At 60.9% G+C, this 22,917-nt stretch carries 20 protein-coding genes and 1 pseudogene; 15 read left to right on the plus strand and 6 right to left on the minus strand.

Going from position 1 to position 22,917, the window contains the following annotated elements; translation table 11 throughout:
- Window positions 1-192 precede the first annotated feature (192 nt).
- The 3 genes and pseudogenes from tnpA to GF111_RS01750 all read right to left on the minus strand — a co-directional run bounded on the left by tnpA (window position 193) and on the right by GF111_RS01750 (window position 1,945).
- Window positions 193-624: pseudogene (tnpA, locus tag GF111_RS01740) on the minus strand (IS200/IS605 family transposase).
- Between the two features lie 164 nt (window positions 625-788).
- On the minus strand, window positions 789-1,667 hold the full coding sequence (htpX, locus tag GF111_RS01745; RefSeq protein WP_033638291.1) for a protease HtpX: 879 nt from the start codon (window positions 1,665-1,667) through the stop codon (window positions 789-791).
- 77 nt (window positions 1,668-1,744) lie between these two features.
- The gene (locus GF111_RS01750; protein WP_102779890.1) at window positions 1,745-1,945 is read right to left on the minus strand and encodes a hypothetical protein; all 201 of its coding nucleotides are present in this window, start codon (window positions 1,943-1,945) and stop codon (window positions 1,745-1,747) included.
- Window positions 1,946-2,041: 96 nt separating this feature from the next.
- Between GF111_RS01750 and GF111_RS01755 the strand changes: the two genes are divergently transcribed.
- Genes GF111_RS01755 through GF111_RS01780 form a run of 6 tightly spaced genes read left to right on the plus strand, consistent with a single transcriptional unit; the run spans window position 2,042 to window position 7,885 of the window.
- A complete protein-coding gene (locus GF111_RS01755; protein ID WP_147190481.1) occupies window positions 2,042-3,133 on the plus strand; it encodes an ABC transporter substrate-binding protein in 1,092 nt (363 codons plus the stop codon).
- Window positions 3,134-3,135: 2 nt separating this feature from the next.
- On the plus strand, window positions 3,136-4,176 hold the full coding sequence (locus GF111_RS01760; RefSeq protein ID WP_038877645.1) for an iron ABC transporter permease: 1,041 nt from the start codon (window positions 3,136-3,138) through the stop codon (window positions 4,174-4,176).
- Window positions 4,173-4,958 (plus strand): ABC transporter ATP-binding protein, encoded by a 786-nt coding sequence (locus GF111_RS01765; protein ID WP_038877648.1) that lies wholly within the window; start codon window positions 4,173-4,175, stop codon window positions 4,956-4,958. Before GF111_RS01760 ends, GF111_RS01765 begins: the two co-directional genes overlap by 4 nt.
- Window positions 4,946-5,743 (plus strand): cyclopropane-fatty-acyl-phospholipid synthase family protein, encoded by a 798-nt coding sequence (locus GF111_RS01770; RefSeq protein WP_038877650.1) that lies wholly within the window; start codon window positions 4,946-4,948, stop codon window positions 5,741-5,743. The genes GF111_RS01765 and GF111_RS01770 overlap by 13 nt, the downstream gene beginning before the upstream one ends.
- Window positions 5,736-7,043, plus strand: coding sequence for an opine metallophore biosynthesis dehydrogenase (locus GF111_RS01775; RefSeq protein ID WP_147190482.1), 1,308 nt, complete (start codon window positions 5,736-5,738; stop codon window positions 7,041-7,043). The genes GF111_RS01770 and GF111_RS01775 overlap by 8 nt, the downstream gene beginning before the upstream one ends.
- Window positions 7,040-7,885 (plus strand): DMT family transporter, encoded by an 846-nt coding sequence (locus GF111_RS01780; RefSeq protein WP_038877656.1) that lies wholly within the window; start codon window positions 7,040-7,042, stop codon window positions 7,883-7,885. The genes GF111_RS01775 and GF111_RS01780 overlap by 4 nt, the downstream gene beginning before the upstream one ends.
- A 67-nt stretch (window positions 7,886-7,952) precedes the next feature.
- Here the strand turns inward: GF111_RS01780 and prc are convergent, their stop codons facing one another.
- From prc to GF111_RS01795, 3 genes are all read right to left on the minus strand, one after another.
- Window positions 7,953-10,001 (minus strand): carboxy terminal-processing peptidase, encoded by a 2,049-nt coding sequence (prc, locus tag GF111_RS01785; RefSeq protein ID WP_038877658.1) that lies wholly within the window; start codon window positions 9,999-10,001, stop codon window positions 7,953-7,955.
- A 19-nt stretch (window positions 10,002-10,020) separates the two neighbouring features.
- On the minus strand, window positions 10,021-10,731 hold the full coding sequence (gene proQ, locus GF111_RS01790) for an RNA chaperone ProQ (RefSeq protein WP_033638287.1): 711 nt from the start codon (window positions 10,729-10,731) through the stop codon (window positions 10,021-10,023).
- A gap of 96 nt (window positions 10,732-10,827) precedes the next feature.
- Window positions 10,828-11,325 carry a GAF domain-containing protein gene (locus GF111_RS01795; protein ID WP_038877659.1) on the minus strand — a complete coding sequence of 166 codons (498 nt, stop codon included), beginning with the start codon at window positions 11,323-11,325 and terminating at the stop codon, window positions 10,828-10,830.
- A 255-nt stretch (window positions 11,326-11,580) separates the two neighbouring features.
- Between GF111_RS01795 and yebS the strand changes: the two genes are divergently transcribed.
- The 9 genes from yebS to GF111_RS01840 all read left to right on the plus strand — a co-directional run bounded on the left by yebS (window position 11,581) and on the right by GF111_RS01840 (window position 22,910).
- A complete protein-coding gene (yebS, locus tag GF111_RS01800) occupies window positions 11,581-12,828 on the plus strand; it encodes a membrane integrity lipid transport subunit YebS (RefSeq protein WP_147190484.1) in 1,248 nt (415 codons plus the stop codon).
- Complete coding sequence (locus GF111_RS01805; RefSeq protein WP_147190485.1) at window positions 12,797-15,427, plus strand: PqiB family protein; 2,631 nt, start codon at window positions 12,797-12,799, stop codon at window positions 15,425-15,427. The genes yebS and GF111_RS01805 overlap by 32 nt, the downstream gene beginning before the upstream one ends.
- Window positions 15,428-15,529: 102 nt before the next feature.
- Window positions 15,530-16,966, plus strand: a complete 1,437-nt coding sequence (rsmF, locus tag GF111_RS01810; protein WP_147190487.1) for a 16S rRNA (cytosine(1407)-C(5))-methyltransferase RsmF — start codon at window positions 15,530-15,532, stop codon at window positions 16,964-16,966.
- Window positions 16,967-17,238: 272 nt separating this feature from the next.
- Window positions 17,239-17,775, plus strand: a complete 537-nt coding sequence (locus tag GF111_RS01815; RefSeq protein ID WP_038877665.1) for a spore coat protein U domain-containing protein — start codon at window positions 17,239-17,241, stop codon at window positions 17,773-17,775.
- A 273-nt stretch (window positions 17,776-18,048) separates the two neighbouring features.
- Complete coding sequence (locus GF111_RS01820) at window positions 18,049-18,585, plus strand: spore coat protein U domain-containing protein (RefSeq protein ID WP_038877667.1); 537 nt, start codon at window positions 18,049-18,051, stop codon at window positions 18,583-18,585.
- 2 nt (window positions 18,586-18,587) lie between these two features.
- Window positions 18,588-19,091, plus strand: coding sequence for a spore coat U domain-containing protein (locus tag GF111_RS01825; RefSeq protein ID WP_038877669.1), 504 nt, complete (start codon window positions 18,588-18,590; stop codon window positions 19,089-19,091).
- A gap of 20 nt (window positions 19,092-19,111) precedes the next feature.
- Window positions 19,112-19,627 carry a spore coat U domain-containing protein gene (locus GF111_RS01830; protein ID WP_047730737.1) on the plus strand — a complete coding sequence of 172 codons (516 nt, stop codon included), beginning with the start codon at window positions 19,112-19,114 and terminating at the stop codon, window positions 19,625-19,627.
- 21 nt (window positions 19,628-19,648) lie between these two features.
- A complete protein-coding gene (locus tag GF111_RS01835; RefSeq protein ID WP_038877673.1) occupies window positions 19,649-20,416 on the plus strand; it encodes a molecular chaperone in 768 nt (255 codons plus the stop codon).
- A 46-nt stretch (window positions 20,417-20,462) separates the two neighbouring features.
- Complete coding sequence (locus tag GF111_RS01840) at window positions 20,463-22,910, plus strand: fimbria/pilus outer membrane usher protein (RefSeq protein WP_370633550.1); 2,448 nt, start codon at window positions 20,463-20,465, stop codon at window positions 22,908-22,910.
- Window positions 22,911-22,917 lie beyond the last annotated feature (7 nt).

The raw sequence follows: 22,917 nt of genomic DNA on the forward strand, positions 1-22,917 counted from the left end.
CTTATACAATCATCATAGCAGGGTCAAAAATATACCCAATATAGCTATAAGTGATAAAATTCATCAGTAGACATAAATTAATTTCACATTAAATGGTTTTCATATGTGAGTATTGTTTATTATTGTAAGCAAAAGAGCACCTTTTAAGAAGCTGGCTTAACACGACGTTTCTAAGCGCGGGCCATATTCGAGTTAATCCTGCAACAATTCCATCTGCTGTTCGATCTCTTGGTCCTTTTTTTCCTGATATTTCACTTATCATCTAACGATTCCTTCGCTAACTCCTACTTATCGATAAGGTAACCCTTTCAAAAATTTTTTCCCACGGCTTCTTTCGTATGTCGGGAAAACGGTTGTAAAGGCAGATTATACTGCGTCCCTTTAGGACGCCCATCACGGTGAAATCGATAGCTTCGGGGGGACTATCACGACCAGATGCACATGATATGGCTGAATATTTAGCTCAAGAACTTCACAGTCCTTCATGTTGCAGAGGATATAAATTGTTCGGTAGAGCTCTTTGCCCACCTTGTCGCGGAGGATTTTAAATCGATACTTCGGCGTCCAAACTAGGTGGTATTTGCAACGCCAGAGTACATGTGATGAACTCCTGTATAACCCCATATTGGTGGTTTCTTTCTTACGTGTGGTGAGTAAACTGGAATATTCCGGCATGGGTTTCCTTCAGGCTAGAGCCTCACAGGTTCAATCACCACCTCCTTAGGAGGTGGTTTAAAGCCTACAATAAATACCCCGGCGAGCCGGGGTTTTTCCTTTCATTCAGCCGATTACTTCAGGTACTGGCCGGAACGCAGCGCTTCGATACGCTTGTCGAGCGGCGGGTGCGACATGAACAGCTCGCTGAACGACTTGGATTTACCGTTGATGCAGAACGCCATCATGCTGCCCGCTTCCTGCGGTTCGTAGCTGGTTTTCAGACGCTGCAAGGCGGCGATCATCTTCTCGCGGCCCACCAGCTTGGCGGAGCCGGCGTCGGCGTAGAACTCGCGGTGACGCGAGAACCACATGGTGATGATGCTTGCCAGGATGCCGAACACCAGTTCCAGCACCATCGACACCGCGAAGTAAATCATCGGGTTGCCGTTGCCTTCCCCTTCGCCATCACGGTTGCCCAGGAAGCCGGCGGCGACCTGCGCGATCAGGCGCGAAATAAAGATGACGAAGGTGTTCACGATGCCCTGAATCAGGGTCATGGTCACCATATCGCCGTTGGCGACGTGGCTGATTTCGTGCGCGATGACCGCTTCCGCTTCGTCGCGGCTCATGCTCTGCAGCAGGCCGGTGCTGACGGCGACCAGCGAGGCGTCACGGCGTGCGCCGGTGGCGAAGGCGTTGATGTCCGGCGCGTGGTAGATAGCGACCTGCGGCATGGCGATGCCCGCCTGCTGCGACTGACGGCGCACCGTTTCCAGCAGCCAGTTTTCGGTTTCGTTACGCGGTTGTTCAATCACTTCCCCGCCGACGGAGCGCAGCGCCATCCACTTGGACATCAGCAACGACACGAAAGCGCCGCCGAAGCCGAACAGACCGGCCATGATCATCAGGCCCTGAACGCTACTGGATTGGATTCCTGTCAGGCTGAGCACCAGCCCGAAAACCAACATCACCGCCAGGTTGGTGAGCAGGAACAGAGCTATACGCATCATAAAATGTTTACTTCCTCATAAATGTTAACAAAACGCTGTCTAAGATACCCTAGATCGTATGGGCATTCGTCACAGTTTCAAGAGTCGCGCGTCATTAACCTACTAAAAATACGAAACTTTACAAAAACGACGCGCGACCGGGATTTGGCAAATTGTAAACGATTGTTGCGCAAGGCGGAGAGATTTCTCAGAAAAAATTCCTGGCCACGCAAAATGACGTCGAGAAAAATTGCCCGCACACTTTTTATGGCCGCCAGGCTCTCACCGCCTTCGCTCACGCAGCGCTCGCCTCGCCTCGCCTGACAGGAAAGTTTGAATCTCGCGATTAATTGTTACATTATAACATCACAATTAATCGTAAAGGGATGTCAATCATGTTACCTCGCCTCATCTGTATGCTGACTGCGTGGCTGCTCTTTTGCCACGTCGCGCAAGCTGAAATCCACCTCACCGACGCAGAAGGACGCCAGGTCACCCTGGCCGCCCCCGCACAACGCGCCTATATCGGCTTTTACTACGAAGATTTTCTGGCGGTAAACGGCCCGGAGAGTTTTCAACAGGTGGCCGCCTTCTCTAAAAGCGACTGGGCCTTGCGCACCAGCCAATGGCCGCGTTATCAGGCGGCGCTACCACGGCTCGCTCAGCTGGTCGATGTCGGTTCGCTCTACAATCAGAGCTTTGACTTCGAACGCCTGCTGACCACGCGGCCAGACCTGCTGATCCTGGCGAAATGGCAGCTCGACGGCTTCGCCAACTACCTGCCGGTGCTGCAACAGCTCAACATTCCTTACATCGTCGTCGACTTCAACCAGGGTGCGGAAGTCAAACTCGCCAGCATTCGGGCCATGGGTCAGGCGATGGGCCACCCCGAGCGTGCAGAACGGCTGGCCAGCGAGTATCGGCAGAGCCTTGAAGATACTCAGCGGCGTATTCGCGAGGCGCAGCTGCCGCCACCGACCGCTTATATCGAACTCGGCGACAAGGGGCCCGGCGAATACAGCAGCAGCTATGGCGCCTCCGTCTGGGGGCCGCTGTTACAGCTGGCCGGCGCCCGCAATATCGCCGCCGGCGTCGTCGCTAGCCCCGCGCCTTTACGCGCCGACTATGTACTGACCCAAAAGCCGGACGTCATTTTCCTCGCCGGCGGCGACTGGGAAAACATGCCAAACGCTGTACCGATGGGCTACGGCGCACAGGCTGCCCCCCTTCAGGCACGCCTTGCTCAGTACGCCCGGCGTGCCGGTTGGCCGCAGCTGCCGGCGATAAAAAACCAGCTCCTCTATGCGCTCTACCATGGCGGCGCGCGCACGATTTACGATTTTATTTTTGTTCAGTATCTGGCGAAAGCCCTCTATCCGGCCGCGTTTGTCGACGTTGATCCCCCACGCAACCTGGCGCAGTTCTACCGCCAATACTTACCGATAGAGGCTGACGGCGTCTTCCTGCAACGCTGGCAAGGAGAGTAGCCGTGGCCCACACAGGACGTGCGTTTTTACAACGGCGCAGGCTGCGCCGCGGGCTATTGACGCTGGCGCTGCTCGGCGCGCTGCTGGCGGCCGCCGTCGTCGATCTGACCGTCGGCGCCGCGCACCTTAGCCTCTCGGATATCCTGCCCATGCTCTGGCCCGGCTCCGCGCCAGGCAACGAGCTGTATCAGGTGGTTTTCTGGTCGATTCGCTTGCCGATGACGCTCACCGCGTTGGTCGTCGGCGCCAGCCTGGCGCTGGCCGGTCTGTTGATGCAGACCGTGCTGGCCAACCCCCTCGCCAGCCCGTATACGCTGGGGATCTCGGCCGCGGCGGGATTTGGCGCGGCGCTGTCGATCATCACCGGATTCAGCCTGGGTGGCGCGCTGGCACTGGGCACGCCGCTGCTGGCTTCGCTAATGGCGCTGTTGGCCTGCGTACCTATCTATCTGCTGGGACAGCGCCGCGGTATGACGCCGCAAATTTTGGTGCTGAGCGGCATCGTGGTGCTGTTCTTCTTTCAGTCGCTGCAATCCCTGCTGCTGTTTCTGGCCTCGCCGGAAGCCATGCAGCAAATCGTCTTCTGGCTGTTCGGCAGCCTGCTCAAAGCCAATATGCACGGCGTGGCGATCACCGGCGGCGTCCTGTTCTGCGCGCTGGTCGTCAGCCTGCGGCTGGCCTGGCGCCTGACCGCACTGTCCGCCGGCGAAGAACAGGCCCAGGGGCTGGGCATCAACGTCAGCGCGCTGCGCAAGCTGGCCTTTCTGCTGGCGACCTTACTGACGGCCGCCTCGGTCTCGTTTGTCGGCACCATCGGGTTCGTCGGGCTGATCGCCCCGCATTTCGCCCGTTTTCTGGTGGGCGAGGATCAACGCTATCTGATCTGCATTTCCGCCCTTTGCGGCAGCCTGCTGCTGCTGTGCGCGTCGATCGTCGCCAAACTGGTGCTGCCGAACGGCGTAGTGCCCATCGGCATCGTTATCGCCTTAATCGGCGTGCCGGTGCTGTTCTACTTCGTCACCCGACAGGTTAAACGCCCATGACTCAACTGACCCTCACCGGCGTCGGCGTCACGCTGCATCGACGTCAGCTGTTAGCCGACGTTTCATTGGCCTGGCCGGAGGCAAAGCTCGGCGGCATCATCGGGCCCAACGGCGCCGGCAAATCGACGCTGCTCAAAGCGATCAATCGCATGCTGCCGCACAGCGGCGCTATCGCCTATCGCGAGCGCACGCTCGATCCGAAAACCAGCCGCATCGCCTATGTGCCGCAGCTCAATCGCGGCGAGTCGGCGTTGACCGCGTTTGACATGGTGCTGCTGGGCAAGGTACGCCAGTTGGGGTGGCGCGTCAGCGCCGCACAGGCCGACGCGGTCGAACAGGCGCTGGCGGAATGCGGCATTTCCGCGCTTGCCGATCGCCCTTTCAACCGCCTCAGCGGCGGGCAGCGGCAGTTGGTGATGTTGGCGCAGGCCTTCGTCTCTCAGCCGCAGCTCATTTTACTCGACGAGCCCACCAGCGCGCTGGACATCCACCATCAGCTGCGCGTGCTCAACCAGATCGCCGACTACAGCCGGCGTCATCGCTGCATCACGCTGCTGGTGATCCACGATCTGGGGCTGGCGCTGCGCTACTGCCATTCTCTCACCTTGCTCGAGCACGGACGCGTCATTTGCCACGGCGACACCCATCAGATGATGGGGCACCCGATGATGTCCCGCGTATTTGGCGTCGGTATCGAAAGCGGCATCAGCCCCCAAGGCTACCCCTTTCTGCTGCCGACACAGCTGTTACACGCACACGGAGAAACCCCATGTACACTCTGACCAAGGCGGACATGCTGGCGCAACTCGCCGGCTTGCAACAGGAAATCCACCAGCTTCACCGTTCCGCCCGGCAAGATCGGCGCCATTTTTCCCTGCTGGAACGGCGCTTCAGCCGCCTGCAGGCCTTTAACGATCTGCCGCAGCTGCAGGCCTATCGCCGCAAGCTGGAAAACGATCGCTCGATAACGGCGCAAATCACCCAGCTGCGAGCGGTGGCCAATGCCGCCTTATGCGATTACGAGAAGCATCGCGTCGCCACGCTCTGCCGGGAGCCGGCACAGACCAACGCCTACCTGAACAATTTCGATAGCGCCCTGCAGCTGGAGATCGCCGCCGCCGACATCAAACCCGGTGAACGGGTGTTGCTGGTGGGCAGCGGCGCCTTGCCCACCACCGCGCTGGCGCTGGTCGCCAGGCTCTCCGCCACCGTCATTTGCTACGATTGCGACCCGGCGGCCCAGCGTTTTGCCCGCCGCCTCACGCGCCATCTGGGGCTGTCACGGCAAATCCTCTGCATCGATAAATTGAACGGCCTGACCGACCGCGACATCGATCACATCATCATCGCCTCTCTGGTGGCGGACAAGCAGACCTTGCTGATGCAGCTGCGGCCTTTACTGCCTCAGCGCGGCAAACTGCTGCTGCGCTACGGTAACGGCCTTAAGTCGATCTTCAACTGCCCTTATCACCATCTGGCTGCCCGTTCACCCTGGCGCGTCAGCGGTAAACCGGTTGCCACCCCGCTGTACGATCTCTTGATTTTGGAGTCTCATCGCCATGAATAACGTGTTTCCTACCCTGATCCTCGGCGCCGGTCCGGCGGCGATCCAATTGGCTGCGGATATCCAAGCCGCGGCCGACACGCGCATCGGCCTGTACAATCGCCCAAGCGAGAAAGGACAACGCCTGAAGGCGCATCTCGCGCACACGCCCAGCCTGCATCTGGAAGGCGTCGGCAAGGCGCGGCAGACCCAGCGCGATGCGCAGGTGGCAGTAGACAGTTATTGCGACGATCTGTCGCTGATCGGCGGCGACTGGCAGCGGCTGATCCTCGCCGTGCCCGCCGATCGCTATTACGAGGTGCTGCGGCAGGTGCCGTGGGCCACCTTACCCCACCTGCGTTCGTTGATCCTGCTTTCCCCGTCCATCGGCTCCGGCCTGATGGTGCAAAACCTGCTGCAGGCGGCTGGCCAATCCCACGTCGGGATCATCAGTCTGTCCAGTTATTACGCCGACACCAAATATCAGGATGCGGCGCAGCCCTACCGCGCCTATACCAAGGCCTTCAAACAGCGGATCTATCTCGCAGCCCAAAGCCCGGCGACAGACGGCGCCGAACTCGACTGGATCGGCTCGGTGCTGGCGCGTCACGCTATCGACGCCCGGCGCTGCGACAGCCTGCTGGCCGCCGAGCGCTTCAGCATTACCAACTATGTTCATCCGCCGCTGGCGCTGGCCGACACCACGCTGAAGGCGATATTCCAGCCGCAGACGCCGGTGCAATACCTGTATAAAACCTATCCCGAAGGGCCCCTCTGTCCCGAGGTTATCGCCGATATGCTCGAACTGTCGGAGGATTACAAAAGGCTGCTCAACCATCTCGGCGTCGAAGAGATCAACCTGCTGCGCTTTTTGAACGACGACAGCTACCCGGTTCCCTCCCGCATGGTCAGCCGCCGCTGGATTGACCATTTCCCGCAGCTCGCGCCGGCGGAACAACGCTATGCGCTGTTTACGCGCTATACCGCGCTGCTGGTCGATCCCTATTCCGAACCGGACGCGCAGGGTCGCTACTATGATTTTTCCGCCGTCAGGGTCACCCGAGTCTTTCAGAATGCTCAAGGTCTGTGGTGCCTGCCGCGCGTGCCGCTGGAAGACGTGCGAAAACTGCGCGCGCTGGTCTTGCTGGCGGAGCGGCTTGGCGTCGAGATGCCCACCGCCCGGCGCCTGTTGGCGCGCTTTCAGCTGGCGCTGCAGAGCTTCGTCACCCGGATCGGCGCCGAGCATTGCCATCATTCGCTGCTGGACGATACCTGCGACGAACAGGCGGCCATCACCTACCGTCAGTGGCGGGGGCAAGCATGAATCAGGGTGCGCTGCTGGCCATTTTCGCCTCGCTGATTTTCAGCGTCATGAATGCGTTGGTCAAAACCATCGCCGACGACATCCCCACCGGGGAAATCGTGTTCTTTCGCAGCAGCATCGGCTGCCTGCTGGTTCTGCTGCTGATGTATCGCCACGGCGTCGCCTTCAGCCGCGAGGACCGGCCGCTGCTGGTACTGCGAGGCACTATGGGTGGGCTGTATCTCATCTGTTATTTTTACAGCATCGCCCACCTCACGCTGGCCGACGCCAGCATGCTGGCCTACCTGTCGCCGTTTTTCTCCATTCTGCTTTCCTTGCTGGTGCTGCGTGAACGGATCAGTGCCAATACCGCATTTTGGCTGGCGCTGGTCATCATCGGCGCCGTGCTGCTGGTGCGGCCGTGGCATTTCTCAACGTATACCCTGGCGTCGCTGGTTGGCGTGATGAGCGCGGTGTTTGCCGCCATCGCCTATCTGTCGGTCAACAAGCTCAGCAAACGCCACCACAACTACGAGATCGTGTTCTATTTCCTGTTTATCGCGACGCTGATCTCGCTGCCGCTGATGTGGAACGCCTTCGTCTGGCCCAACGTCTACCAGTTTGCCATCCTGCTCGCCATCGCCCTGGTATCGCTGTTGGGACAGGTTGTCTTAACCCAGGCCTTTTCCTCCGATAACCTGATCGTGGTCTCGGTGGTGCGCTATATCGGCATCGTTTTCAATATTGCCTGGGGCTGGCTGTTCTGGCACGAAGTCCCGCTGTTGCTGTCGCTGATCGGCTGCCTGCTGGTGGTGGTTTCCTGCATCCGGCTCGGGCTGCGCCACCGCAAGAAAGCCGTCTGAGCAGCACGTAACGCGGCCATAAAAAAACGCACCCGAGGGTGCGTTTTTCATCCTGCCTGACGCGGCCTTATTTGGCCGGCGTTGGCTGCTGAGCGGGCTGTTCTTTTTCCAGATGAGCCAGGTCCAGCGCGATATGCACGGTTTCATCCAGGTACGGATCCGGTTCCTGGTAATCCTTCGGCAGATCGTCGAGCGATTTCAGCGGCTTCTTGCCCGCACGTTCCAGGCGCTCGTTGATGCGTTTCAGACGGGTCGCATCGTCATCGTGGTTCTCTTTCTCGCGCACGGCCAGATTGAGGGACACGATGTTGCGTTTATCCTTCAGCGCCTTGTAATGCGCGATATCCTGCGCGATGTACTGGAACTCCGGATTCTGCGCGATGCGCTGCTGGTGATCTTTCAGCAGCTCCGGCTCGAACGGCACCATATCGCCGGTCTTGCTGTAGGTCGCCGCATTGATGCTGTCCCACGGCATGGCGTTGTCTTCAAACGCTTCGCCGGTTTCCGCCGGATCGACGCCGGTCGGCATCAGAATGTCCGGGGTTACCCCTTTGCGCTGGGTGCTGCCGCCGTTGACGCGGTAGAACTTCTGAATGGTGTACTGCACCGACCCCAGCGCCGGCCACTCAGGGCGCAGCATCTGATCGTAGATGCGGTTCAGCGAACGGTACTGCTGCACGGTGCCTTTACCGAAGGTCGGTTCGCCGACGATCAGCGCGCGGCCGTAATCCTGCATCGCCGCCGCAAAGATCTCGGAGGCGGAGGCGCTGAAGCGATCGACCAGCACCACCAGCGGGCCTTTGTAGTAGGTCACGCCGTCGGTGTCGGCGTCTTCACGCACTTTGCCGTTGTTGTCGCGCACCTGCACCACCGGGCCGCTCGGAATGAACAGGCCGGACAGCGCCACCGCTTCGGTCAGCGCGCCGCCGCCGTTGGTGCGCAGATCGATGATCACGCTCTTGACGTTCTGCTTGGCCATCTTCTGCAGCTGCACTTTCACGTCATCGGTCAGACCGACGTAGAAGCCTGGGATGTCGAACACCGCCACCTTCTCTTTGCCGACGGTCTTGATGGTCATTTTCACCGCGCGGTCTTCCAGGCGGATGCGCTCGCGGGTCAAGGTGACCACGCGGGTTTTGGTGCCCTTGCCGGCCGGCAGGATCTCCAGCCGCACTTTGCTGCCTTTCGGCCCTTTGATCAACGACACCACGTCGTCCAGGCGCCAGCCGATCACGTCCACCATCGGTTTGCCGGCCTGGCCGACGCCGACGATGCGATCGCCCACGGTGATCGCCTTGCTCTTCGCCGCCGGGCCGCCCGGCACCATTGAGTTGATCAGGGTGTAGTCGTCATCCATCTGCAGCACCGCACCGATGCCTTCCAGCGACAGGCTCATCTCGGTGTTGAACTGCTCGGTGTTGCGCGGAGACAGATAGTTGGTATGCGGGTCGATTTCATGCGCAAAGGCATTCATCGCCAGCTGGAAGACGTCTTCGCTGTTGCTTTGCGTCAGGCGCTTGATGGCGAACTGATAACGCTTGGTCAGCGTGTCGCGGATTTCTTTGTCGGTCTTGCCGGTCAGCTTGAGGTTCAGCTCGTCATAGGTGACTTTCGCATCCCACAGGCTATCCAGCTCGGCCTTGTCTTTCGGCCACGGCGCTTTGCTGCGGTCGAGATCGATAGTGCCGTTGCCGGTGAAGTTCATCGGCTTTTCCAGCAGCGACAACGCATAGGTGTATCGCTCGAAACGGCGTTTCTGCGCCAGATTGAACAGCGCGTAGAAGGTGTCCAGCTTGCCGGTTTTCAGCTCTTCGCCAACCTGATTGCGTTTGCCGGCGAACTGCGCCACGTCGGAGGCCAGCAACACGTTATGGTTGTAGTCCAGCATGTTCAGGTAGCGATCGAAGATCTTGCCTGAAAACTCCGCGTCGAGGGCGAACTGGCGGTAATGAGAGCGAGTGAAGCGCGAGGTCACGCGCTCACTCACCGTAGCGTGCTGGGGTTCCTGTTGCAGTTGGGGCAGTTGGCCGATGCGGATGTTGGCTGTTTCCGCGCCGTAACTGACACCCGCCCACAGCAGCCCTGCAATCGCTGTTAATCTGACGAATTTGTTCATGCCTTGGTTGGCCTCCGTATCAGAACTGCAAGTGTTCTGCGCGCACAATCATCGCCAGACCGGAAGAGAGCTGCACACGTACGCCATCTTTAGCGATTTCGAGTACGGTAGCATCCATCGCGCTCTTGCCTGCTCTGACTTTGATTTCCTGGCCAATTTGCAGTTTAGAGATATCCGTGACTGGCGCATAACGCGGCTGGTTTTCCTCTTTTGCTGCACGAGGTTGACGAGCTGGCTGTGGGCGAGTTTGTGGGCGCGGCTTGCGGTTTTCCGGCGCGGCTCCGCCTTCGCGACGTGCAGCAGGCTTTTTACCGGCTGGGCGCGGACGGCGTGGCGCGGCATCGGCGGATTCACCGGCGGCTTCACGTTTTTTGGCGTTTTGTTCGGCACGCTGTGCCTGAACGCGCGCTTTGGCTTCTTCAAGCTGCTGGCGAGCATGATCGACATGCTGCTGTTCCAGTTCACCGCACGGATTGCCGTCCAGGTCGACGCGCTGCGCGCCAACTTTGACGCCGTACAGGTAACGCCAGCTTGAGGTGTACAGGCGCAGGGCAGAACGCAATTGCGTTTTGCTGAGATTCTCTTCCCCCTGCACGCGCTCTACCAAATCCTGAAAAATACCGATTTTCAGCGGACGAGCTTCGCCTTCGGCGCTAAAGCAGAGCGGAAAACGCTCGGCAAGAAAAGCAATGACTTCTTTACTAGAGTTCAACTTAGGTTGATTTTCCATGAAATTTCCTGATTACAACGGTATTGCCAACAAGCCACAGGCATGAACAGGCGTCATTATAATGACGCCATCGGTAATTGCCACGTTAACCGTCGATCAACTTGCCGCTACAGTCACATATTTCGCACTGTCACACTGTTCCAGTTGCTCACAAAGCCCCGCCACCACTGCTTTCAGGCCCGCTTCATCCTGTTCGTCGAAGCGTTGATAAACCGTGCTGTCGATATCCAAAACGCCGATCACCCGGCCGCCAACCGCCAACGGCAGCACGATTTCCGCATTGCTGGCCGCATCGCAGGCGATATGGCCCGGGAACGCATGCACGTCGCCGACGCGCTGCACGCGATTTTCCGCCACCGCCGTGCCGCACACGCCCTTGCCCACCGGGATGCGCACGCAGGCGATCTTGCCCTGGAACGGCCCCAGCACCAGCTGGTCGCCATCCATCAGATAGAAACCGGCCCAGTTCACGTCATCCAGACGCTCGTTGATCAACGCGCTGGCGTTGGACAGCGCCGCGATAAAGTTGGTCTCCCCACCGAGCAACGCGCTCAGGTCACGTTTTAATTCCGCGTAGAATTGTTCTTTTGTCATGTGATAACCATTGAAACAGTGAAGATGGCCAGAAGCCCAAAGCTTAGGCCCTATAAAATAAGCATTAAATGCGTATAGCCACAAGGTTAATCATCTGTTGCTTCACAAAACCCTGCCGCTCGGGGTATGTTTGCCGCTCAGAATCCCGGTTTACCTCGTTTTACCGTCCGGCGCCCGATCGCCGGTGACGCGGCCGGTTTATTTTTCAGCTACGCTGACAGTTCCGGCGGGCTCAAGGGCAGCTACTTGTCAAAGATGAAAATACACGCGATCACCGCCCCCCTTTCCAAAGCGTGCCACCAGCGCTGCTGCGAGTGCGACCTGCTGTTCGTGCTGCCGCCGCTCAGCGGCAATCAGGCCGCCTATTGCCCGCGCTGCAACGCCAAGGTGGTGAGCGGCCGCGACTGGTCGATGACGCGCCTGACCGCCATGGCGATCGCCATGCTGCTGCTGATGCCGTTCGCCTTCACCGAACCGCTGATCAGCATCCGCCTGCTCGGCACGCGCATCGACGCCAGCCTGCTGGAGGGCATCTGGCAGATGAGCCGCCAGGGCGATCCACTGACCGCCAGCATGGTGGCGTTTTGCACCCTCGGCGCCCCGCTGACGCTGGCGCTGTCGCTGCTCTACCTGCGCTTCGGCCACGCGCTCGGCATGAACCTGCGCCCGGTGCTGCTGATGCTGGAGCGGCTCAAAGAGTGGGTGATGCTGGACATCTATCTGATCGGCATGGCGGTGGCGGCGATCAAAGTGCAGGATTACGCCGACATCCAACCCGGCAGCGCGCTGATCGCTTACCTGTCGCTCACCCTGCTCAGCATCTTGACGCTGATCCACGTCAACCTGGAGCAGCTGTGGGAGCGTTACTACCCGCAGGAACAGCCGGAAGGCCCACCGGCGGCGCTGCACATTTGCCTGTCCTGCCACTATACCGGCTACCCTGACGCGCGCGGCCGCTGCCCGCGCTGCCATGTGCCGATGTGCCATCGCCAGCCCTACAGCCTGCAGAAAACCTGGGCGGCGCTGATCGCGGCGATGATCTTGCTGATACCGGCTAACCTGCTGCCGATTTCCATCATTTACGCCAACGGCGTGCGGATGGAAGACACCATCTTCTCCGGCGTGGTCTCACTGGCCACCTCCGGCAACGTGCCGATCGCCGCCATCGTGTTCATCGCCAGCGTGCTGGTGCCTTTTACCAAGGTGATCGTGCTGATCACGCTGTTGCTGAGCATCCACTTCAAAACCTCGCACAGCCTGAAGACGCGCATTCGCCTGCTGCGCCTGGTCACCTGGATCGGCCGCTGGTCGATGCTCGATCTGTTCGTTATCGCCTTGATGATGTCGCTGGTAAACCGCGACCAGCTGTTATCTTTTACTATGGGACCGGCCGCGTTTTACTTTGGCTCGGCGGTCATTTTGACTATTCTTGCCGTTGAATGGCTCGATAGCCGATTGATTTGGGATGCACATGCAACAGGAAACGCCGACTACACCGACTGAAGCGCGGGTCAAGAACAAACGCCGCATTTCACCGTTCTGGTTACTGCCGTTCATCGCCCTGCTGATCGCCGGGTGGCTGGTCTATAACAATTTCCAGGAGCGCGGCACCACCGTCACCATCGATTTCCAATCGGCGGCGGGCATCGTCGCCGGCCGCACGCCGGTGCGCTATCAGGGCGTTGAGGTCGGCACGGTGCAAAAAATCAGCCTGAGCAAAGATCTGCGCAGCATCGTGGTGGAGGCCAGCATCAAAAGCGATCTGGGAGACTCGCTGCGCGAAGGCACCCAGTTCTGGCTGGTGACGCCGAAGGCCTCGCTGGCCGGGGTCTCCGGCCTCGATGCGCTGGTCGGCGGCAACTATATCGGCATGATGCCCGGCAGCGGCAAGGAGCAAACCCACTTCACCGCGCTCGATACCCAGCCGAAGTACCGCCTGAACACCGGCGAGCTGATGATCCACCTGCACGCCGACGATCTGGGCTCGCTCAACAGCGGCTCGCTGGTCTACTACCGTAAAATCCCGGTCGGCAAGGTGTACGACTACACCATCAGCGAAGGCAATAAGGGCGTGACCATCGACGTGCTGATCGATCGCCGCTTCGCCCATCTGGTGAAAAACAACAGCCGCTTCTGGAACGTCTCCGGCTTCAAGGGCGATTTCAGCCTGTCCGGCGCGACGGTACAGATGGAGAGCCTGGCGGCGCTGGTCAACGGCGCCATCGCCTTCGATTCTCCGGCCGATGGCCAGCAGGCCAAGGGCGACCAGAGCTATGCCCTGTATCCCGATCTGGCCCACAGCCAGCGCGGCGTCAATATCCTGCTGGATCTGCCGAGCGGCAACAACCTGAGTGAAAACCGCACGCCGCTGATGTACCAGGGGCTGCAGGTCGGCACCCTGACCAAGCTGACGTTGCAGCAGGACAGCAAAGTGGTCGGTGAACTGACCATCGATCCTTCGGTGGTCGATCTGATGCGCAGCGGCACCCGCATCGTGATGCGCAGCCCGCGCATCAGCCTCAACGACGCCAAGCTCAGCCAACTGCTGACCGGCACCACGCTGGAGCTGGTACCGGGTGAAGGCGAGCCGCAGCAGCGCTTCAACGTGCTGGACAGCAGCGAGACGCTGTTGCAACAGCCTGGCGTGCTGACCGTCACGCTGAATGCGCCGCAAAGCTACGGCATCGACGTGGGGCAGCCGTTGGTAGTGCACGGCGTGAAAGTCGGCCAGATCCTGAGCCGCACCCTGACCGCCGGCGGCGTGGTGTTCACCGCCGCCATCGACGCCCAATATCGCGGCCTGCTGCACAAAGACAGCAAATTCGTGGTCAACAGCCGCCTCGACGTCAAGCTGGGCATCGACGGCATGGAAGTGCTCGGCGCCAGCGCCCAGGAGTGGGTAGACGGCGGCGTGCGCATTATTCCCGGCAGCAAGGGGGAACCGGGCGGCCAATACCCGCTGTACGCCAACAGCGAGAAAGCCGAGGAAGGCATCGTCGGCAACGCCCCGGCCACCACCCTGACCCTCAGCGCCACCAGCCTGCCGGACGTGCAGGCCGGCTCGGTGGTGCTGTATCGCAAATTCCAGGTGGGCGAAATCGTCAACGTGCGGCCAAAGGCCAACGAGTTTGAGGTGGACGTCTACATCAACCCGGAATACCGCAAGCTGCTGACCCGAGAAAGCATCTTCTGGGCCGAAGGCGGCGCCAAGGTGCAGCTCAACGGCAGCGGGCTGACGGTGCAGGCTTCGCCGCTTAACCGCGCGCTGAAAGGCGCCATCAGCTTCGACAACCTGCAGGGCGTGACGCTTAACAAGGGCGCCAACCGCGTGCTGTACGCCAGCGAAACCGCCGCTCGCGCGGTGGGCAGCCAAATCACGTTGAAAACCTACGACGCCAGCAAGCTGTCGGCGGGCATGCCGCTGCGCTACCTCGGCATCGACGTCGGCCAGGTGGAGTCGCTGCAGCTGGCGCCGGAGCGCAACGAAGTGTTGGCCAAAGCGGTGCTGTATCCGGAATACGTGCAGACCTTCGCGCGTCTGGGCAGCCGCTTCTCGATCGTCTCGCCGGAGATCTCCGCCGCCGGCGTCAGCAACCTCGATACCCTGCTCCAGCCTTATATCAACGTGGAGCCGGGGCGCGGCCGCGAGCTGCGCACCTTCGAGCTGCAGCAGGCCAGCATCACCGACTCGCGCTATCTCGACGGCCTGAGCGTGGTGCTCGACGCCGCCGAAACCGGCTCGCTGCAGATCGGCACGCCGGTGCTGTTCCGTGGCGTGGAGGTCGGCACCATCACCGGCTTCTACCTTGGCGCCATGTCAGACCGGGTGCACGTCGCGCTGCGCATCAGCAAGAAGTATCAGCATCTGGTGCGCAACAACAGCGTGTTCTGGCTGGCTTCGGGGTACAACCTGCAGTTCGGCCTGACCGGCGGCGTGATCAAGAGCGGGACCTTCCAGCAGTTCATCCGCGGCGGTATCGCCTTCGCCACGCCGCCGACCATTCCGCTGGCGCCGAAAGCGACGCCGAACAAACACTTCCTGCTGAATCCGGAAGAGCCGAAGGACTGGAAAACCTGGGGCACCGCCATTCCGCGCGATTAAATTTCGCATTTTCCTCAGGGCCCGGCATTGCCGGGCCCTGTTTTTTTCCGCTTTGTGATAAACTCTCGCCCTTGTCTTTATTGCACCCTGAGAGTTCGCCCCGTGGCCAAATCCACCGCCGTTTTTCTGCCCCCCGCTTTCCTTGACGCCACCCGCGCCATCATGCCCGCCGAGCTGGCGATGGAAGATTTTATCGCCGCCTGCCAGCGCCCGCTGCGCCGCAGCCTGCGCGTCAACACGCTGAAAATCAGCGTCGCCGACTTCCTGGCGCTGGTGCAGGATTACGACTGGCGACTGGAGCCCATCCCCTGGTGCGCGGAAGGGTTCTGGATCGAGCGCGACGATGAAGAACTGCGTCTGGGCAGCGCCGCCGAACACCTGAGCGGCCTGTTCTACATTCAGGAGGCCAGTTCAATGCTGCCGGTCAGCGCGCTGTTCTCGGGCGGCGCAGCGCCTAATCGGGTGCTGGACGTGGCGGCGGCACCAGGCTCCAAAACCACCCAAATCGCCGCGTTGATGGGCAATCAGGGCGGCATCGTCGCCAACGAATACTCCGCCAGCCGGGTAAAAGTGCTGCACGCCAATATCAGCCGCTGCGGCGTGAAGAACGCCGCGCTGACCCACTTCGACGGCCGGGTGTTCGGCGCCGCGCTGCCGGAGAGCTTCGACGCCATTCTGCTCGATGCCCCCTGCTCAGGCGAAGGCGTGGTGCGCAAGGATCCGGACGCCATGAGCAACTGGTCGCCACAGAGCGTGGCCGAGATCGCCGCCACCCAACGCGAACTGATCGACAGCGCGTTTCATGCGCTGGCGCCGGGCGGCGTGATGGTTTACTCCACCTGCACGCTCAATGCGCAGGAAAACCAGCAGGTGGTGCGCTGGCTGCTGGACATCTACGGCGACGCGGTCAGCGTCGAGCCGCTGGGTGCACTGTTCCCCGGCGCCGACAAGGCGCTGACCGCCGAAGGCTTCCTGCACGTCTTCCCGCAGATTTACGACAGCGAAGGCTTTTTCGTCGCCCGCCTGCGCAAACAGCGCGCCGTGGCGCCGTTGGCGAAGCCGACCTACAAGGTGGGTAAATTCCCGTTCAGCCCGCTGTCCGGCAAAGAGGCGGCGCTGGTCGCCCAAGCCGCCGCCGCATCCGGCTTAACCTGGGGCGATGACAGCCGGCTGTGGGAGCGCGACAAGGAGCTCTGGCTGTTCCCGGCCGAGCTGGAACCGCTGTTCGGTAAAGTGCGCTTCTCACGTATCGGCCTCAAGCTGGCGGAACGATTCCCGAAAGGTTTCCGCTGGCAGCACGAGGCGGCAATCGCGCTGGCCGGCACCGGCGGCAAACCGCATTTCGAACTGGACGCCGCGCTGGCGCAGGAGTGGTATCACGGCCGCGATCTCTACCCGGAGCAGCCGCCGGCCGGCGATGAATGCATCGTCACCTACCAGGGCCAGCCGCTGGGCATCGCCAAGCGCATCGGCAGCCGCATCAAGAACAACCTGCCGCGCGAGCTGGTGCGCGACGGCGCGCTGGATTTTCACCTGTAATCGATCCGGTGCCGGGGAACCGCATCCCCCGGCGCCAAAATAACGCTAATAATATTCCTATCGTCATTCGTTATTATTCTAATCATTTCCAAGTTGCACTATTCCGCCTCCCCGTCCGTATATCCCCGCCGGAAAAGAAAAAAGTTTTTAGCCTTTGATCAAGACAATTTCGCGTTCTTATCCTATTAATTTAAATGTAAGTAAATTAATGCGTTCAACTCAGCTCTGGGTGGCGTTTTTGCGGGCTTTCTCTGACACGGCAAGGAATCATGATGAATAAAACTCTGATGGTTTTGACCTCGGTAGCACCTCTGCTGTGCATCAGTGGCACAGCCAACGCAGCGGGCACCATTCAGGGCACGCTGGGCGTAACGATCACCATCGGCGCCGGCTGTGTGGTCACCGGCGGCAACAGTTCCGGCACCACCAACGACTTTGGTTCGATCAGCTTCGGGACTTACTCCTCGCTGGCCAACGTCATCACCGCCAGCGCCACCGGCAGCGGCGGTACCGGCACGCTGGGGCTGAACTGCACCACCGGCACCAACTATACCGTAGCGCTGGACAACGGCCTCAACGCCTCCGGCAGCCAGCGGCGCATGGCCAGCAGCGTGCCGGCCTACATCAGCTACAACCTTTATCAGGACAGCGCCCACGCCCTGCCGTGGAACAGCACCACCGGCACGCTGACCGGCACCGGTACCGGATCGGCGATACCGCTGATCGTTTACGGCCTGGTGCCTGCCGCGGGAACGACCCCGGCGGCGGGCGTCTACAGCGATACCGTCACCATGACCGTCACCTGGTGAGTTTCATCGTCAACGGAGCGCCGTCAGTGCGCTCCGTTATTCATTAAGTAATAATATTCCCACCCGCATTATCATTACCCCCTTAGTGTTCATGCCCGTGACACGGCCGCCGCAGCGAACCTGCGATCGCGGTTAAAAATAAATAAAGTTTTTAATCTTTTAGCGCGACATTCTCACGTTCTTATTCTATTAATTAATCTGTAAATAGATTAATGCATTTGACTCATTTTTCGGGCTTTTTGGCAGGCTTCTCTACTACGGCAAGGAACCACGATGAAAAAGACTCTGGCGGCATTAACCTCGGCAGCACTTCTGCTGTGCGCCTCTGGCACCTCCTACGCGGCGGGCACCATTCAGGGCACGCTGGGCGTCACCCTGACCATCGGCGCCGGCTGCGTGGTCACCGGCGGCACCAGCTCCGGCACCACCAACAGCTTCGGCTCCATCAGCTTCGGCACCTACTCCTCACTGGCTAACGTCATCACCGCCAGCGCCACCGGCAGCGGCGGCACCGGCACGCTGGGGCTGAACTGCACCACCGGCACCAACTATACCGTGGCGCTGGACAACGGCCTCAACGCCACCGGCAGCCAACGGCGCATGGCCAGCAGCGTACCGGCCTATATCAGCTATAACCTCTACCAGGACAGCGCCCACGCCGTACCGTGGAACAGCACCACCGGCCTGCTGACCGGCACCGGCACCGGTTCGGCGGTACCGCTGATCGTCTACGGCCTGGTACCTGCGGCAGGCACCACCCCAGCGGCCGGTGCGTACAGCGATACCGTCACCATGACCGTCACCTGGTAAACATGACGCGCCTGGCCGTCACCTGCATGCTGCTGTCGTTGGCGGGCGTTTGCCGCGCCGACGTCAGCACCGCGACGGTGGGCGTCAGCGCCACCCTGGTCAAGTCCTGCGTCGCCGGCACCACCAGCGGCGGCAACACCACGTTCGGCACCTTTAACTTCGGCACGGTCTATTTCCTCAATACGGCGATAAAGGTGACCGGCCAGGCGAACGCCGGCGCACTGCAGATCAACTGCAACAACGGCACCAGTTACACGGTGCTGCTCAGCGGGGGACAGAGCGGCAATACCGCCGCGCGCTATCTGCAAAGCGCGGCGGGTGCCCGCGTGAACTACAACCTGTATACCAGCGCCAGCTACGCCACCGTCTGGGATAACGTCACCGGCGTCACCCAGACCGCCACCGGCCAAAGCGTCTGGCTGCCGGTGTACGGCATGATCCCGGTACAAACGACGCCGGCGACGGGCAACTATACGGATACGGTGCAGGTGACGATAAATTGGTGATTAACGGAACGCTGCGCACCCTGCTGCTGGCGGCGCTGATCGGCGCCCCGACGGCCCGTGCCGATACCGTCAGCCAGGGCTTTACGGTCAACGCTTCGATCATCAAAGGCTGCGTGCTCGGCAGCGGCGTCACCAACGTTACCTCGTTCGGCAGCATGAGCTTCGGCCAGGTGGCGTCCTTGAGCAGCCCGATAAAAATCGTCTCCAGCGCCGGCGCCGGCTCCATTTTGATCCGCTGCAATCCCGGGCTCAGCGTCACCCTGGGATTGAACGTCGGCAATAACGTCACCGGCTCCATCGCCGGCGGGCGAAAACTGTTGAACTCGGTGACCTCGGAAACGCTGGTTTACCAGCTCTACCAGGATGCCAACTACGCCGTTTTGTGGGGCGACGGCGGCAACGGCGGCGCCGTCCAAACCGTCTCCTCCACCGGCAGTACGCAAGAAATAAAAATCTACGCCAGTTTAATGGCGAGCAGCACCTTGCCCACCAGCGGCACCTACAACGATACGGTCTTAGTGACGGTGAGTTATTGAGCTTTTAAAAAGGATCACATTATGCGTAGTACTCTGCTCCGCCTGCCCCTGCTGGCAGGATTGCTGTTAGCCGGTCAACCGCAGGCCTTCGCCGCCGCCTCCATTCTGATTTGGCCTATCGATCCGGCGATTGAAGACAACCAGCAGGCGACGGCCCTGTGGCTGGAAAACCGCGACAGCAAACCGGTCTATATGCAGATCCGCGTGCTCGGCTGGCAACAAACCGGCGGTAAGGACGACTACCGCAACCAGAGCGACGTGGTCGCCAGCCCGCCGGTCGCCACCATTCTCCCCGGCAAACGCCAGCTGATTCGCCTGATCAAGCAGATCCCGGTCGCCGCCGGGCAAGAACGGGCTTACCGGATACTGGTTGACGAAGTGCCAATCAAGGATAAAGACGGCGCGGCGCCCGACAAGGGTGCGCAGATGGGGCTGAAATTCCAGATGCGTTATTCGGTGCCGCTGTTCGTCAGCGGCAAAGGCGTCTGGACCAAGCAAGACTTCGAACACCCGCGCGACTATGCCACCGCCAACCAGCCGAAGCTCAGCTACCGGCTGCTGCAGCAAAACAGCCAGCGCTGGCTCGACGTGCGCAACGACGGCATCGTGCACGCTCGCCTGTCGCAGGTCAGCATCCAGGGCAAGCCGCTCAACAACGGGCTGCTGGGCTATGTGCTGCCGGGTTCGCAGATGCGCTTTGCCCTGCCGCCTTCGGGCAGTTTCGCCGCCGGCAAGCTGCAGGCGATGGTCAACGATAATAAGCAACCCGTAACCATTCCGTCTTACTGAGCCTGAGGTGCAGGTGAAGCGGATCTCGTCGCCGGCCACGCGCGGCATGCAGCTCAAGCCGCTGGCCCTGGCCGTACTTTGTATGGCGGTGGAGCTGTGGCCGCCGCACGCCGCCGCCGACGACCTTCCGCCGCCGCCCAGCGCCATCAGCATGCCGGACACCACGCTGTATCTGGAGCCGGTGGTGAACGGCCGCCAGACCGGCAAAGTGGTGCCGGTCACCTACCGCAGCGGCCACTACTATTTGACGCCGCAGCAACTGAGCGACGCCGGCCTGCCGGTGGCGGACAAGCAAGCGAAAGAAATCGCCGTCGATCAATTGGATAAGGTCGACGTCACCTACAGCGGCGAAACGCAGCAGCTGTTGATCTCGGTGCCCAACGACTGGCTGCCCAAGCAAACCCTCGGCGACGCCAACCCGGAACAGCGGCTGCCGGCGCAAAGCAGCCTGGGCTTCTTGCTGAATTACGACGCCTACGTCAGCCAGAGCGGCGGGCGCGGCAATCCGGGCTATTTTTCCGCCTGGAGCGAACAGCGGCTGTTCGACGGCTTCGGCGTTATCGCCAACACCGGCATTTTCCGCAGCAGCTTCAACGGCGAGACCGCCGCACAGCAGAACAATCGCTATATCCGCTACGACAGCAGCTGGCGCTACAGCGACGACAACACCATGCTCAGCTATACCGCCGGCGATCTCACGACCGGCTCGCTGCCCTGGACCAGTTCGGTGCGCATCGGCGGCCTGCAGGTGGCGCGCAACTTCGCCACGCGGCCGGATCTGATTACCTATCCGCTGCCGCAGTTCTCCGGCCAGGCCGCCGTGCCGAGCAGCGTCGATCTGTACATCAACAGCTATAAGAATACCTCCGTCAGCGTGAACCCCGGCCCGTTCACCCTGAATACCGTGCCTTACATCAACGGCGCCGGCCAGGCGACGGTGGTCACCACCGACGCGCTCGGCCGCCAGATCAGCACCACGGTGCCGTTCTATGTCGCCAGCTCGCTGCTGCAGGCCGGGCTAAGCGATTTCAGCCTGTCGGCAGGGGCGCTGCGTCAAAATTACGGCTACCGCTCCGCAGACTACGGCCAATGGGTGGCCAGCGGCAGCGGGCGTTACGGCGTCACTGATTGGTTGACGCTCGAAGGGCGAGCGGAAGGCGCTGCTGAGCTGGCGGTCACCGGCGCCGGCGCGGGCGTGCGCCTGGGGCAGTTAGGGGTCCTCAACGCCTCCTACAGTTACAGCCAGGCGGGCAGCGATGCCTTCAACGCCCCACCGGTCACGCCCCTTTATTACAATCCGATCACCGGCCAACCGGTACAGCAACCGGATGCCAGGCCGGTTTATCAGTACACCGGCCGCCACGGCGATCAGACCAGCCTGAGCTATACCTACAGCAACCAATATTTCAGCCTCAATGCCCAACGGGTACTGCGCAGCGCGGACTTCGGCGACCTCTCTACCTACAAGAGCAGCTACCGCCTGAGCCGCCGCACCGATCAACTGACCGGCAGCATCGGCCTGAGCCGCTTCGGCAGCCTGGGCGCCGGTTATTTCGACGTGCGCGACGCCATCGGCCAGCGCACCCGCCTGGTCAACCTGTCGTACAGCCTGACGCTGTGGCGCAATATCAGCCTGTACGCCTCGGCGAACCGCGAGATCGGCGGCGACGGCTACAGCTCGCAGCTGCAGATCAGCATTCCGTTCGATGCCTGGGGCACCGCTAACGTCAGTACCGCCCGCGACGCCGGCAACCGCTGGAGCGAACGCGTCGCGTACAGCCGCGCCGCGCCGACCGACGGCGGTTTCGGCTGGAACCTGGCCTACGCCGGCGGTCAAGGCAGCAACAGCGATTACCGCCAGGCAGACCTGACCTGGCGCACCTCGCTGTTGGAAACCCGCGCCGGGCTGTACGGCAACCGTAACGATTACACCCGCTGGGGCGAAGTCAGCGGTTCGCTGGTGGCGATGAACGGCGGCGTATACGCCACCAACACCATCAACGACGCCTTTGCCCTGGTTTCGACCAACGGCTACGCCGGCATTCCGGTCAGCTACGAGAACCAGCGCATCGGCGTCACCAACGACAAAGGCTACCTGTTGGTGCCCACCGTCACTTCGTATTACCACGCCAAATTCCAGATTGATCCGCTCAATCTGCCGGCGGATGTCAATTTACCGTCAGTAGAAAAAACCGTCGCCATTCGCGATCACAGCGGCTACCTGGTCGAATTCCCCGTCCAGCGCCTTTCCGCCGCCGACGTGGAGCTGGTCGATGCGCAAGGCAAACCGCTGGCCAACGGCAGCCAGGTGGCGGTGATCGGCAGCAATCAACAAAGCTATGTCGGGTGGGATGGCATGACCTATATCGACCCGGTGCAGCAGCACAACCGGCTGAGCGTGATCCCGGCCGACGGCGGCGCGCCGTGCCAGGTCAGCTTCAGCCTGGCCAATCCGCAGGGGCTACAGCGCGTCGGTCCCCTCGTCTGCCAATAACACACGG

The sequence above is a fragment of the Serratia sp. HRI genome (assembly GCF_010119335.3).
Classification (GTDB): Bacteria; Pseudomonadota; Gammaproteobacteria; order Enterobacterales; family Enterobacteriaceae; genus Serratia; species Serratia nevei.